This window comes from Sphingobacterium thalpophilum (assembly GCF_038396785.1).
In the GTDB taxonomy this organism is placed as follows: domain Bacteria; phylum Bacteroidota; class Bacteroidia; order Sphingobacteriales; family Sphingobacteriaceae; genus Sphingobacterium; species Sphingobacterium thalpophilum_A.
In genome coordinates this window covers 4,559,305-4,574,058 of the sequence record NZ_CP151087.1, presented here as the reverse complement: position 1 = coordinate 4,574,058, position 14,754 = coordinate 4,559,305, and the positions used below count along the sequence as shown (strand labels likewise).

General features: G+C 38.0%; 13 protein-coding genes. 9 read left to right on the top strand and 4 right to left on the bottom strand.

Annotated features, from left to right (window positions below):
• Positions 1-168: 168 nt before the first annotated feature.
• Positions 169-1,152 carry a transposase gene (locus AACH28_RS20150; RefSeq protein ID WP_286767918.1) on the bottom strand — a complete coding sequence of 328 codons (984 nt, stop codon included), beginning with the start codon at positions 1,150-1,152 and terminating at the stop codon, positions 169-171.
• Positions 1,145-1,498 carry a transposase gene (locus AACH28_RS20145; protein WP_286767917.1) on the bottom strand — a complete coding sequence of 118 codons (354 nt, stop codon included), beginning with the start codon at positions 1,496-1,498 and terminating at the stop codon, positions 1,145-1,147. The genes AACH28_RS20150 and AACH28_RS20145 overlap by 8 nt, the downstream gene beginning before the upstream one ends.
• Before the next feature lie 295 nt (positions 1,499-1,793).
• On the opposite strand from AACH28_RS20145, the gene AACH28_RS20140 reads away from it, so the two are divergent.
• Positions 1,794-2,021, top strand: coding sequence for a hypothetical protein (locus tag AACH28_RS20140; protein ID WP_341831325.1), 228 nt, complete (start codon positions 1,794-1,796; stop codon positions 2,019-2,021).
• Here AACH28_RS20140 and AACH28_RS20135 read toward each other — a convergent pair.
• Entirely contained in the window at positions 2,007-3,323 is a 1,317-nt protein-coding gene (locus AACH28_RS20135) for an ATP-binding protein (RefSeq protein ID WP_341831324.1), read from the bottom strand. The two genes, AACH28_RS20140 and AACH28_RS20135, sit on opposite strands and share 15 nt — an antisense overlap.
• A 251-nt stretch (positions 3,324-3,574) precedes the next feature.
• Between AACH28_RS20135 and AACH28_RS20130 the strand changes: the two genes are divergently transcribed.
• The 6 genes from AACH28_RS20130 to istB all read left to right on the top strand — a co-directional run bounded on the left by AACH28_RS20130 (position 3,575) and on the right by istB (position 11,707).
• The gene (locus AACH28_RS20130; protein WP_341831323.1) at positions 3,575-4,336 is read left to right on the top strand and encodes a transposase; all 762 of its coding nucleotides are present in this window, start codon (positions 3,575-3,577) and stop codon (positions 4,334-4,336) included.
• A 291-nt stretch (positions 4,337-4,627) separates the two neighbouring features.
• Positions 4,628-7,462, top strand: a complete 2,835-nt coding sequence (locus AACH28_RS20125; RefSeq protein ID WP_341831322.1) for a PAS domain S-box protein — start codon at positions 4,628-4,630, stop codon at positions 7,460-7,462.
• 105 nt (positions 7,463-7,567) lie between these two features.
• A complete protein-coding gene (locus AACH28_RS20120; RefSeq protein WP_341831321.1) occupies positions 7,568-8,587 on the top strand; it encodes a response regulator in 1,020 nt (339 codons plus the stop codon).
• 334 nt (positions 8,588-8,921) lie between these two features.
• Positions 8,922-9,254 carry a hypothetical protein gene (locus AACH28_RS20115; RefSeq protein ID WP_341833133.1) on the top strand — a complete coding sequence of 111 codons (333 nt, stop codon included), beginning with the start codon at positions 8,922-8,924 and terminating at the stop codon, positions 9,252-9,254.
• A gap of 147 nt (positions 9,255-9,401) precedes the next feature.
• Positions 9,402-10,946: an IS21 family transposase gene (istA, locus tag AACH28_RS20110; RefSeq protein WP_034737327.1), complete on the top strand. Its 1,545-nt coding sequence runs from the start codon at positions 9,402-9,404 to the stop codon at positions 10,944-10,946.
• Between the two features lie 23 nt (positions 10,947-10,969).
• Positions 10,970-11,707 carry an IS21-like element helper ATPase IstB gene (istB, locus tag AACH28_RS20105; protein WP_034737329.1) on the top strand — a complete coding sequence of 246 codons (738 nt, stop codon included), beginning with the start codon at positions 10,970-10,972 and terminating at the stop codon, positions 11,705-11,707.
• 127 nt (positions 11,708-11,834) lie between these two features.
• On the opposite strand, the gene AACH28_RS20100 is transcribed toward istB, so the two are convergent.
• The gene (locus tag AACH28_RS20100; RefSeq protein WP_341831312.1) at positions 11,835-12,302 is read right to left on the bottom strand and encodes a helix-turn-helix domain-containing protein; all 468 of its coding nucleotides are present in this window, start codon (positions 12,300-12,302) and stop codon (positions 11,835-11,837) included.
• A 69-nt stretch (positions 12,303-12,371) separates the two neighbouring features.
• On the opposite strand from AACH28_RS20100, the gene AACH28_RS20095 reads away from it, so the two are divergent.
• Together AACH28_RS20095 and AACH28_RS20090 are read left to right on the top strand one after the other, a co-directional pair.
• Entirely contained in the window at positions 12,372-13,994 is a 1,623-nt protein-coding gene (locus AACH28_RS20095) for an ISL3 family transposase (RefSeq protein ID WP_341831313.1), read from the top strand.
• 26 nt (positions 13,995-14,020) lie between these two features.
• Complete coding sequence (locus AACH28_RS20090) at positions 14,021-14,728, top strand: YaiO family outer membrane beta-barrel protein (RefSeq protein WP_341833132.1); 708 nt, start codon at positions 14,021-14,023, stop codon at positions 14,726-14,728.
• The last annotated feature ends 26 nt before the right edge of the window (positions 14,729-14,754 follow it).

Sequence of the window (14,754 nt, the reverse complement as noted above, 5' to 3'; positions counted from 1 at the left end):
CCCTACCCTGAAACAAAAAAAGCCCTAACTTTCGTTAGAGCTTTTCTAGTCGGGGTGGCAGGATTGACTCAGCCCCACTTTCCCCAAACACAACCCTGAGCCTCCTACGGATCGAACCTCCTAATATCTTAAAGGGGATCATACCGAAAGTTTGGGGGGTAATCATTTTTAAGCATACAATTTCATCACTCTGTACAGGAAGAATGTTGTATCCCTTACTCCACGGAAGACGCTCCTGAAAGCTTTGAGTTTTGCATTGAAGGACTCTGCGGATGCATTGGTGCTTCTATTGTCGAAGTAGTGGAGAATGTATTGATGATGTGCTGCAATGGATCTTGCGACACTCTCGAATGAAGCAATACCCGCGTTCTCAACCTGGTTGTGCCACAGTCCTAACTTTGTGAAAGCAACTTTTTTATCCCTGCATTTATTGAAGATGTCACCTAAGGCAACTCCAAGATCATAAGCCTGTTTTAGCTTGGGAAACCTGATGAACAGCAGTTCTGCACGGCGTTTTTGGCTTTCCGACCATCGACTTGGATGCTTGAACAGGAGGTGTCTCGACCTAGCTAATAGCTGTTTGAGCGTATCACCATTAGGCAACAACTCGGGGTCATATGGGATACCCCGTTTTCGCGATTCCATTATTTTTTTGCTTTCTGCATCTAAGACTTCCCATCGGTATTTGATACGGAGTTCCTGAACAGCATCATAAGCAAGTTTTTGTACATGAAACCGATCGATAACCCTTCTGGCATTTCTGAAACACCTACGGATAGCCTTTGCCATATTGGGGGCCATATCCATCGTTACTTCCCTAACTTTGTTCCTTAGTTTAAGTGGAATGCGCTCTAATACAGCAATAATATCTTCCGCCTTTGTCCCTCTTATGGTAGCCAATATGGTTCCCTTCCTGCCCTTTGCTGATTTACTGCTTACGATCGTGTAAAGTTCACCGTTGCTAAAGCTGGTCTCATCGATGCTCAGGTGTTCCGATATGTTATCAGGAAAAAGGGTCCATTGCTCTGCGTGTGGCTTTTGGTCCCAGTCCTGGAAGTCACTGAGATGGTTCTTGTATTGATCCTGTAGTTGCTTACCGTCCATTTGGAAGAACAGACCTACCAATTGGGCGCTTACAGGATGATTATCCAAATATCTTCTTTAAAAAAAGCCCGAATTCCGTAGTCATTCGAGCACCCTCACGCACCAGATTCCAATCTCTTGTGATGATCTCTCCGGTATCCAGGACCGTCCAGCGACGACGGCGGATATGTAGCGTAACTTTCTGGCCTCGAATGGGAAAGTCTGAAATCTCAGTGGAAGGCATGAAGCCCTTTGACTCCAACTTGCTGTTCTGATAGCCTGTCGGAGCAATATTAAGCTCATCTAAATAAATGTGGAGCTGATTGTCAACCTGATCGACTTCTAAAATCTGAAAGTATTCCAATAGCCCTTCGGGCATCAATAGGGACAGTAATTTACGTTCGGCTTCTTGCAAGGGATATCTGTATTAAGGATGCTAAACTAAGAAATTTTTGACATTCCCCCCAAGAATTCAGCTTGATCCCTTAAAGGTCGTACGTTCGCACCCTGCCCTGAAACAAAAAAAGCCCTAACCTTCGTTAGAGCTTTTCTAGTCGGGGTGGCAGGATTTTCCACCACTCCCCTAAATCGTTGATTATATTATTGTTAGCAAGTAGACTATCAAGACAGGTAACCGAATAGGTCTCCTTTAATATGCCCTACTTTGTAGGGTTTTGAGTTCTCTTGACAGAACCTTTTCCAATCAGTCAATGTACTTTGTTGCCATAAAGATAAGAAAGTTCCCCGATAACAACAATCCCTTTTTCATAGAATTTAGTCGCCAAACCAATCCCGTAAATGCCCAAAGCGAGAACTGCCACGGGCAAAAGAGCGGTGGCGTTTCGCAGGCCACAAATGAGCGAGGGGAAAACGACTTGGCTTCATTCTGGCTTTATCATGGCGTTATTGGCGTTATTTTGGCGCTATTCGCTGGATAAATAAAAATATGAACCTGCGCCTTTTGTTTCCGAACTTTTCAATACCTCTTTATCAACCAAATCAGACAATTCCCTTGATGCAGTCCGCTCACTAATTGAATTTATAGTTTGGTACTCCCTATTCGTAATTTTTCCTTTCTCTTTTACATAGTCAACGGCTTTTAGCTGTCGCTCGTTTAAGCCAAGTTTCGTTAGCTGTTCTACTGTCAACTTATTTTTGAAAAGGGTTACCGAAAAACCTCCATCTTGCTCGATAAGTTCGGGTTCGGGGAGTTCAGCCTGTTTACAAGTGTCAATGATTTTTATCGTTCCGCTCCCCCACGAATCAATCAGACCTCCTTTGAAACAAACATCTGCAATAATCGGGTTTCGTGGATTTGACCGATGCGGTCTTTTTAATGCTTCTGAACTAATACCTGCCGGCAATGTTCCATCATTCCACACATTAATATTATCGTCATACACACGGATTTGTGTCATTGCACCCATATAATTACGGTGTATCAAAGCGTTCAATAACATTTCTCTGATTGCAGGTGTAGGATATTCGCCTGTTTCAATACGATACAAACCCTCAAAATGAATTTTCTGTGTGAGATACTTATGATTGAGCTGATTCGTAACTTCTCGCAAAAGTGTAATCAAATTACCCTCTGCTACATCGTGAAATAAAATATCGTTCTCTCTGAAACGTCCGATTTTCACAAACGTATTCGGATAAAACTTTGCAGGGTTTTTCCCAAACAGAATAATAGCAACTCTTTTCAACTGTCCGCTTTCAGTCAACAGAAGCTTATCGAGTATCTGTCGAATGGTTAAACCAATTGTTTCGGGCATCCGACCTTTTTCTTCTGACATTTTCAAGAATGCAGAAAAGGTATTTTCATCTATATCATCAAACGTTGCTCTTGGCTCAATCACATCATCCCACGTTTTGCCCGATTTCTTCAACAAAAACTCATTGAGTGATGCGCCAGTCAATTCCTGCTTAGTGCTTCCGCTACGGTAATAATATCTACCACGCAATGAAATAGGCACGGAATAAGGGTGCGTAACGATTTCAATAAAATGTTTCCCTGCTTCCTCGTGCAAATTTACCTCAACGGTTATCCCCATCGCATTTCGGATTTTGTTAGGAATATCATCCATCAACTTTTTATAATCCTCCAAGCCGACAACATTTCCATTATCGTCTTTCCCGATGTAAATCACCCCACCTTGTGCATTAGCAAAACCACAAACCCACTTAAGATATTCTTCGTGCCAATTCTGTTTATATTCTATATTCTGCTGTTCGGGCATTGAATGCTGTTTAAGATTATTCCAAAAATAGTCATATTTCCTTTTAATGACTAATGTCTACGTAGCAGTTATTTTATAGTGTTTATCCTCAAACACAAATGGTCTACAAAAAAGAGAACAGGAAACTCTCATAAAATTATATAATGCCCAAAGTGGCATAGGAAATTATTATCTTGTGCAGACTTTAGCTTTTAGCCGATGTTTAAAAACATCAGCGCACCTAAATACATATACAATCTTGTATAGCATTCATGCAAGAAACATTTGACCGCTGTTTGGCAAGTAAGAATGTGGGCTTAGTGCGAGCAGATAGTGGCTTTTATACCGAGGATATTTTGAGCTATCTGGAAGAATCAACTAAAAATTATGTGATTGCTGTCAGGATGTATCCCAATATCAAATCGGAAGTTTTGGGAGAGCGTAACTGGATATCGCTAAGTAAAGGAATAGAATTGTCAGAAATGACATTCGGGCATCTTAATGGAAAAGAACGACGTTATATTATTGTGAAAAAACGGGTAGATGACCGTCCCAATAGCGGAGGAAAGCTCTTTGACGAAATGCCCGGTTACAGGTACAGTTGCTATGTGACCAATATGGATATGCCATTAGACCAAATTTGGAATGTTTACAATAGTAGAGCGGATTGTGAAAATAGGATCAAAGAACTGAAGCAGGATTTTGGATTAGAAAACTTCTGCTTACAGAACTTTTGGGCAACAGAAGCATCTTTCAGATTCATTATGATAGCGTACAATCTGATTAGTTTATTCCGTCATTTTGCATTAAATGAACATAACAAAGCTATGCATAGTACACTTAAATCCTATTGCTTTGCATTAGGAGCTTGGACGGCGAAACATGCAAATAGAAAGGTGCTAAAAATAGCATTGCCTACAAAAAGAAGACAATGGATGGCATTTTCTCCAAAATTGAAAACCTACCTCCTAAACTCGTTTATAGCTAATGCATATTCCGGGTTCAACTTCGATTTTTTTCAAACTGCTGGATAATTAGGCCCTTCTGCGATTACGAGTATCCATGAAATAAAATAGGCCTATGGTTTTTGTAAGTAGTCAATTTAACTTGCTACAGATTTAACACAAAACACCATAGGCTATGGATACTCGTTTTTTTATAACACTCTTTTAAATCCATTCTATATTCTCCAAAATCTAATAGCCAAGAATATGGATAAATGATATTACTTTTCATCAAAAATGAAACGATTTCGTTAGTTAAATGTTCAGAATGAGAAACATTAAAAGATTATAGCTAAATTGTATGGTTGCAAAATAAAAAAGATGGACATATACCCTATACCTTTAAACGAAGATGATCGATTGGATCATCTAAAGAAATTCAACCTTCTGAACCTTAGTAAGGATGCCGACTTTGATGTCATTGCGCAAGGAGCTGCTAACTTCACTGGGTGCCCCGTCGCCTTAGTTAGCATCATGGAAAAAGACAATCAACGCGTCCAAAGTTGCATCGGAATGGAGGTTGATACGGTAGAAAGAAAACAAACAATCTGTCAATACACATTAATGAGCAGAGATGCCCTAGTCATCGAAGATACATTACTTGATAAAAGGACAGCATCAAACCCTTTAGTGAAAGAGGCAGATATAAGATTTTATGCCGGCGTGCCTATTATCGACGAGGATGGTTTTACCCTAGGCACTCTTTGTGTTCTTGATTTTCTCCCTAAAAAACTTAACCAAAACCAAATTGACCTCCTTTATGCGCTTGCCAAAAATGTAAGCCAACTTTATACTTACAAAAAGTTAAAGGTGGAGTCCGGTTATTATACAGATATATTAAAGCTTACTCAAAATTTAATTGGTGTAATAGATAGTGATTTAAACATAAAAGAAATTAATCATTCATTCTCGCTAACATTTAGTCAGGAAAATAACCAAATAATTGGCCAACCTTTCTTAGCATTTTTCACAGCCGATACACAAAAAGAATTAAAACAAGCATTCAAAGACACATTATCGGGCCAGGAAGTAACTATTTATACATATTCACTTTCTGATAAGAATCGTTTAATAACTATACAATGGCACTTTGAGTACGAAGAAAAATACAATGAATTTTTCGCAATTGGACGTGACATAACTAAGGAAAACCAAGAACGCTTGAAATTGCTGGACTCTGAAAGACGATTTAGAAATTATTTCGAGAATTCTTTGGGCCTAATGAGTATGCATGATTTAGATGGAAATATTTTAAGTGTTAACGAGAAAGGACGGGAGCTCCTGGGGTATCAAGAAAGTGAAGTAAAGGACCTTAAATTAAGTGACTTAATACCTCCAGAAAATAGACCACTATATGATCAGTATATGAAACAACTGATTGAGCATGGACAAATGAGAGGGATGATGACCTTACTAAAAAAATCAGGAGAAAAACTCTTTTTTCTGTACCATAATGTATTGGAGACCGACATAGAAGGCAGGCCATATGTGGGAAGTATGGCCTTAGATATGACCGACAGAAGAAAATTAGAGTTAGATCTTTTACACACTAAACAAATTTTAGAGCAAACCGATGCCGTAGCTCAAGTCGGTGGATGGGAAGTTGGCCTTAGTAATGATAAAGTGTACTTATCTCCACAAGCCAAACAAATTATGCAAATGCATGAAGTTCATGATCTCGATCTAGAAACAGCTTTTGCTAATTTCCAACCTCAGTCGTCTATTATACTTCAAGAGGCTTTCAAAATTGCCGTCACTCAAGGAATACCCTATGATTTAGAAATAGAGATCCAGCCGCCTAATCAAGAAAGACAATGGGTACGAGTAAAAGGTGTACCTGAGTTCTCCGATGGTGTGTGTACTCGGATATTTGGAATCATACAAAACATTCACGAGAGTAAGACTATGCATCTGGAGATGGAAAGAAAAGAATCCATGCTTCGAACATTCGTTGAATATGTCCCTGCAGCTGTTGCTATGCTTGACCATAATCTCAACTACCTATACGTCAGCAATCAGTGGCTAGAGGAATTTAATTTTTCAAAATCTAAAATCCAAAACAGAAATATTGGTGAATTATCAACCGATATTCCAGAGTATCGATTAGAAATATATAGAAATGCTTTAAAAGGAATTTCTTACAAGAACACCCATGAGGTAATGTTTATCGGAAAAGATAAAATAGAAAAGCATCTTAATTGGGAGGTTCGACCTTGGTATATCACAGAAGGAGAAATTGGAGGTATAATTATTTTTGTCCAAAATATATCAGAAGAAGTAAAGAAAAACGAAGAATTAATCACTGCACAACAATCCGCAGTGGCAGCCAATAAAGCAAAGTCTGAATTCTTAGCAAATATGAGTCACGAAATACGCACACCCCTAAATGGCGTAATCGGCTTTTCAGATCTGCTACTTCAAACCCCTTTGAATGATCTGCAACAGCAGTACCTTAAATATATAAATGAATCGGGTAATAGTCTGTTAAGTATTATCAATGATATATTAGATTTCTCCAAAATAGAGTCTGGCAAACTCGAACTATATATTGATAAATGCAACTTATACGAGGTATGTAGTCAAGTTGTAGATGTAATCTTGTTTCAAGCGCAAAGCAAAGGCTTAGAATTATTACTTAATGTACCTGAAGATCTTGATTTGAATATTTGGGTGGATGATTCGCGCTTAAAGCAAGTTTTAATAAACTTAATGAGTAACGCTGTTAAGTTTACCGATAAAGGGGAAATCGAACTTAAAGTTCAACAAATTAGTGAGGTGGGATCAAAAATAAAACTTCGATTCTCGGTGAGAGATACAGGAATAGGTATTGCAGAAGAAAAACAGGACAAAATATTTCAGGCATTTACGCAGGAAGATAGCTCTATTAGTAAGCGGTATGGTGGAACGGGCCTAGGTCTGACCATATCTAACAACTTATTAAAATACATGGACAGCAATTTGCAACTTCTCAGTGAGGCAGGAAATGGGGCTACTTTCTTTTTTGATTTAGAAGTTAAGTTTGAAAAGGCAATAACGAACTCCAGAAATCTCGAAGTCCCTATCAAACGGGCTTTGGTTGTAGATGACAACACGAATAATCGGATTATAATGGAGCATATGCTTAAGTATAAAGGCATTGATGCAACCTTAGCATAAAATGGTGTTGAAGCTTTACAAATATTAGCTCAAGGTGAAGAATTCGAACTTATACTTGTTGATTATCATATGCCTGTTCTCTCAGGAGTAGAAACTATCGCTAAGATGAAAAACATTATGGGTAGTAAGAATATGGAAATACCCTTAATCATTTTGCACACTTCATTCGAAAAGAAAGAATTATTATCACACTTAAGCGACGATAATGAAATTGTTAGCTTGATGAAACCAATTAAGACGGACAAATTATATTTAGCGATAAACCAATCATTACACAAACACAATCAAGATAAGGAACAAAATAAATCACTACCTAATAGTAGCATCGGGGCAGATGATTTATTGGGCAAAACCGAATCTACGGTCTCCATATTGGTTGCCGATGACAACGCGGTGAATATGCAGTTAAATCTCCGCATGTTAGCTGGTCTATTACCTAAGGCCGAAATAATCGCAGTAAGCGATGGAGAACAGGCGGTCAATTCCTGTAAAGAAAATCAGTTTGATTTTCTTTTAATGGATGTGCAAATGCCAAACATGGATGGTATAGAGGCGACTAAAAGAATAAGACAAATGCATAATTATAAACATACCCCTATCATTGCAATCACTGCCGGTAATACACTGAACGAAAAACAAAAATGTTTGCAAGCAGGCATGACTCAATTTCTTGCTAAACCTATTCGCCTTGAAGATTTAAAAAATGTAATTTTAGGAGCCCTGCCGAATCCTCTTGCTAAAGAAAGTATCCAAACCGATAACACGGATCTAGATTTTGATATTTCGGTTCTTGAAAGTAACTACACCAATGATGCAGAGTTCAAAAGCTATTTTCTTGACCTTGTAATTCAAGAATTAGAAAACATCCAATACACTTTAAACCAAGCAATGGAGTTTAAGGATGTCTCATCCCTTAAATCAATACTTCATAAACTTAAAGGTACGGCCTCGCATGTGGGGTTCGCAAAACTGTCTCAAGTTACTAAAGAATTGGAAAGTAAAATTTTAAACCAAGAACCGTTTCGATGGAACGAAATATTAAATATCGTGAGTGAAATAGACAGAGGTATTAAGATTATCCAGAAGCTAATAAATAATCCCGATCAGAGCCGAGAAAACAGGTAATTCTCAGACTGAAACTATTGTTATATTAAAGGGTTAATATAATATGTATACATAATTGTATATATTTATAAAATTAATAAATTTCCCGACTTTTTGTTTATCTATGAAGCCTTACATAATTTCGCTTTTTTTAAGCGTTCTAGCAACTATAGCTGTCTATGGTCAATCAACAGATTTATCTTCTGATGAATTATTTTCACGCGCGCGTACATCTGCCTTCGATTCTAAGGATTACCCAAAAGCTATTGGACTGATTAAGCAAGCAATACAGCAGTCTCCAGACTACACCGACTAACATGTTTTTTTAGGAAGGCTCTATACTTGGAGCGATAAAATAGATTCCGCAACATATGTTTTCGAAAATTTGCATAGCAAAAAAGTGAAAGATGAAGATTTCTATTTAGCCTACGGGTACCTCCTCTACTGGAATAATATTAATCATAAAGCACAATCTATAATAAACGAGGGATTAATTGAACATCCAACCTCGGAGGATATATTGCTACTCCATTCCAAATTTAATTACGGTATTAAAAACTATCAGGAAGCGGAAAACTCTGTCAACCGACTATTAGAGATCAACCCAAAAAATACAGATGCGAATTCATTGGCTCAAAATTTAAAATCTTATACGGCCAAAAATGCAATAAGCATTAACTGTCTATAACGGAGGTCAATGGGCCAGTTGATTCGGTTTGATTTGCCAATTATTTCGGAGGTCAATGGGCCAAATAATCTTCTTAAATTCGGAGGTCGTTGGGCCACTTTCCATTAAACTGCTTAAGTTGCTGTTGTATAATCATATGATCACAGCATGGCAGGACAACGGAAAGACAAAATGGAACTCAGAACACTTATCCTTCTAAAGAAAAAAGGACTTAGTAACCGTAAGGTTGCCCAGATAATGAACATCAACCGTAAAACGGTGGACAGCTATATTAAGCGGTTTAAAGTACTAGAATTAGATCATGCTGAACTTCTAGCTATGGATGATGCAAATCTTCATGATCTTTTTACCCAGGATGACCAAACCGAAAAGATGCGATATGAACACCTGTCATCTCAGTTCAGTAAGATACAGCAAGAGCTTAAGCGCCCTGGGGCCACCTTGCAGACGTTATGGCAAAATTACCTACTTGAATATCCTGATGGTTACCGCTATACCCAATTTACCACCCATTACAGAAAGTGGAGAGGCAAGATCAAAGCTTCGGGGAAACTGGATCATAAAGCGGGTGAAAAACTTTTCGTAGACTTTACAGGCAAAAAGATGTCCTATGTTGATAGAGGTACAGGAGAGGTTATCCCTGTCGAAATCTTCGTTGCCGTCTATCCCTGCAGTCAATATACGTTTGTAAAAGCCGTTGCAAGCCAAAAACGTGAAGATTTTATCGATTGCCTTAATAGCTGTTTGCAGTGGTCTGGTGGCGTGCCGCAGGCTATTGTATCTGACAATCTTAAATCAGCCGTGAGTAAAGGCTCCAAATATGCCCCAGAAATCAATAAAACACTTGCCGACTTTGCACTCTTTCATAGTTGTGTAGTAGATCCTGCCCGCCCATATCACCCACAAGATAAAGCTCTTGTAGAACGTAGTGTAACATTGGTCTACCAGCGTATCTTTTACCCACTGGACAAACAGACCTTCTTTAGTTTGAAAGAACTTAATGTAGCCATAGCAGAACAGTTGGTGTTATATAATGATTATTTGTTCTCACATGGAGGCTCCACTAGGAGGAGCCAATTTATTGATATGGAAAAAGAACACCTAACCCCGTTACCTTTATCAACCTATAACTTGCGGTACTTTAGACGAGCAAAAGTGCAGAAGATATCGCATATATATCTCAATGCTGATAGAAACTACTATAGTGTACCTCACCGTTATATTGGCCATCATGTAGAAGTTCAATATAACAATGACACTGTTGAGGTCTTTTATAACTTTCAGCGTATAGCAAAGCATCAGCGGTGCTTTCGACCGGGTAACTATGCCACCATCGCAGATCATATGCCTTCTTCACATCAGGTTTATAACCACTGGAGTCCGATGTACTTTGAACAGCGGGCCGAAGCTGTTGGACCATCTGCACAACAATATATCCGCCAACTAATTGCACAGTATAGCTACCCTGAACTAGGGTATAAACAGGCACAGGGAATACTTGCTCTTGTGAAAACCCATAGCGTTTCCCGCGTTGAAAACGCCTGTAAGAGAGGTCTTTTCCATCATAAATCATCTTACCAAACGATAGTCAATATCCTTAAAAATAAACTTGACACTCTAGAAGAGGAAGTACAACAGACCTTCCATATCCCTGAGCATGAAAATCTACGGGACACCTCGATTTACAGATAGTAAACAACATTAAAAATGATAATATGAATGAGAACACAACAATCGAAAAAATGCGCAAGATGCGTATGATCACCATGGCCGAGCTTTATCGAAGTAGTCTGAGTGATAATCTTTATCGTGAAATGAGCCTGGATGACTTCCTAGCGACCATTATCGATGCAGAATGGGAAGCTAGACAGAATAAGAATATTGATAATCTGATCTACAGGGCTTCATTCAAGGAAAAAGCTGCTGCCACTGACATTGATTACAACCCTTCCAGAAACCTTGACAGAAATATGTTTGAGAGACTCCTTTCTCTGGGGTTTATAAACCGTAAAGAAAACATAATATTAACAGGCTCTGCCGGTTCAGGAAAAAGCTTCCTTGCGCAGTGTATCGGAGTTAAAGCCTGTCAGATGTTGTATAAGACGCTCTATCTCAATACAGGCAGGTTCTTTGATATGGTGAAAATCGCCAGATTGGATGGCACATACCATAAGTTACTCAAAAAGATCGAAAGAGCAGAATTACTAATACTCGATGACTTTGGACTTACTTCCATAGATCAGCACGCAAGGACAGCACTTTTGGATATCATAGAAGATCGTTATAATAGCGCCTCATTAATAATAGCTACTCAGATCCCCGTAGAAAAATGGCATGGACTAATCGGTGAAAGTACGATTGCTGATGCTATACTTGACAGGGTAACATTCTCCTCACATAGAGTAGAATTGACAGGTGAATCCTATCGTAGAAAAAAGAAATTGGAATCTTAATCAAATTGTATATTATTGTAATCGGAAAGTGCCCCAATGACTAGCGAAATAATTGGCCCAATGACTCCGAAATCCCTGCCCCAGCATCTCGGTTCTTCGTCAATTTTGGTGAAAGTATGTTAAATAATTACACTTTATAAACTAAACCTTTTTTCTTTTCAAACACAATTCCAACCTTTTCGAGCAAGTTATAGACTTGTGCCTTTTGATATGCTAAGCCATATTCTTTATCAATCCATTGAGCCAAAAGAGGGCCTGTCCACTTTACTGATTGATATCCATGATCCGAGGGTTTTTCGTTTATGACCAAGTTTTTGATTCTTTCGAGTTGTTCGTTTGATAAATTGCTCCGTCTACCGCGCCCTTTCTTATCTTTTAATCCTTCAATACCTTCTTTTTCAAATCTATGAACCCAATTTGTTATCTGCTTGAAGCTGATATTATGTAGTTCAGACAACCGTCTGCTCGAATAGCCTAATGCAACAAGATATACCATGTATAGCCTTATACCAACGGTATAAGCATCATTTGCATTTAATAATTTCTTTATCTCTGTTGCGTCTGATCGCTGAATTTGTAAGACTGATTTTCCCACTGTAATTTATTTTTTCTAAACAACAAATATATAAATTATTATGTGTAATTTAATATTATACTTTTAGTTATGATTCCAGAATTTGTACTTCCTCCCAATTTACAGTTAAAAGCTGAAACAACGTACACCTCTCTAGGAGAGCTTTATATTAGTACGTACGCTTATCAAAAACACTCAACATGCCCTATTTGTGGCATTACGAGTGATAGGGTTCATAGTAGATATTTCCGAACTCTTTTAGACCTTCCTGTTTCCGGATATTTAGTAAAAATCAAGCTCAGGGCTAGGAAGTATTTTTGTGATAATTCAGTCTGTCATCGAAAGGTTTTTACTGAACGCTTCGATTGTGAAATCAGGCCATATTATAGAAGAATGATTCGTTCAAATGAACTTCTTTTTAAAATGGGGCTTGAATTGGGAGGAATTAGAGGTTCAGCAATTAGTCGCTATGTTGGACTGCCGGTTAGCTCCTCCACTATGTTAAGAGTGATTCAAGGAGTAGATATACAACCTAAGGCTTTGACATCTGGGGTAATTGGCGTAGATGATTGGGCATTCAAAAAAGGAAGTACCTACGGAACCGTTATTGTGGATTTAGAACGGAAAGAAGTGATAGATTTACTTCCGGATCGTGAATCGGATACGCTGGCAGAGTGGCTGAAGAATCATCCAGAAATAAAAGTAGTATCCAGAGATCGCTATGGCCCATATGCTTTGGGTATAAAAACAGGGGCCCCTGATGCCATTCAGGTAGCCGACCGCTTTCACCTAATTATGAACTTAGGGGAAGCAGCTAAAAAAGTCTTACAATCAAAAGCAAAAGAATTGAAGGAAATATTTAAGCTTTATAATGATCCCAAAAGGAAAGAACCTACATTAACGGAAGTTACCGGGCCTGTTGAAGCAAATTTAGAAGTTCTAGCAACGATTTCTACAGCAAACATTGGTGCACATAAACAATATCTATTCGACAAGGTTAAAGAGCTATATGCCAATGGTATTACGCTGAGACAAATTGCCAGAATTACAAACCTGGATCGAAAAACAGTCGCAAGGTATGTATCCGTGGAAAAACTTGAGAAAAGACAGTCCAGAAACTCCACCAACCTGGAATCCTTCATTAATTATCTTTTGAGCGAAGAGAACCACGGAAAAACATATAGAGAACTACATAACACTATTGTTCAGATGGGATTCAATGGTAAGTATACCCAGTTTTGCCACAAGATGAATGAAGTTTATAATATGCCGGGGCTTAGTAGAATGAAATATAAGCCGCAGGTGGTGGTAGCAAAAACTTGGTCGCCAACCAAATTATCCTTAATGCTCTATAGGGAGTCAAAACACCTTAAGGAAGATGATAAAGAATTTTTAGAATTATTATTTGAAAAGCTTCCTCAAATAAAACAACTGGAGCAGTTGATAAAGGACTTTAAACAATTGTTTCTTATCAAGAAAGACGGAATGTTACAAAAATGGATTCAGGAGGCATCAACATCAGAGTGCGGGCTTAAAAATTTCGCTAAAAACCTTTTAAGGGACTATGAAGCAGTGAATAATGCAGTAGTAAGAACAGTAAGTAACGGCCAGGTTGAGGGACAAGTGAATCGAATAAAAAATATAAAAAGAAAAATGTACGGAAGGGCAGGATTTCAGCTATTGAGGAAAATGATACTTGCAAAATCAGCATAATTCACCAAAATTGACGAAGAACCAGCATCTCCGAAATAGACATTAACTATGATTTCACGCACTTTGATAAACAATTTGAGGACAACTGGCATATCCTAGGAGTTGGCTATAAGAGAGCTACATCCTTTGGATCAATATTATTTAAGGCAAATTACGCTAATAAATTTGCTGATAACGGCTTGCAGTTTGAAATAGAAGCTTACCCTAGAATCAACAAAATTTTCTATTTATACCTCGGCGCTGGCTATTCTGAAAATGTTGGAATATTTCCAAAATATAGAACTGGTGTTTCCCTATACGCCAACTTACCTCAAAGCTTTGAGGGTGAAATAGGATACCGACAATTGTATTTTTCAAACAATATATGGCTATATACAGCATCTATAGGAAAATATTACCAAAATTTATGGTTTAACCTAAGAACCTACCTTTCACCCGATAGCGAAAACATTTCACACTCTTATACGGGAACTGTACGCTATTATTTAAAAGGTGCCAACGATTATTTTGGTGTTCAAGTTGGTACCGGAATTAGTCCTGAAGAAAATAGAAACAATTTATTCATTGAAGATTCCTTCAAATTAAAAACGTATAAAATAGGCGCTAACTATAATTTCTCCATCCAAAAAAGAAACTTGATAAATATATCGGCTACATACTTTAATCAAGAATATAAACCTTTAGAGAAAGGTAATCAGTATGATTTAAGTATTGGCTTTAGTAGAATATTTTAAAACACGCCTAAAGTATTGTCTAATTA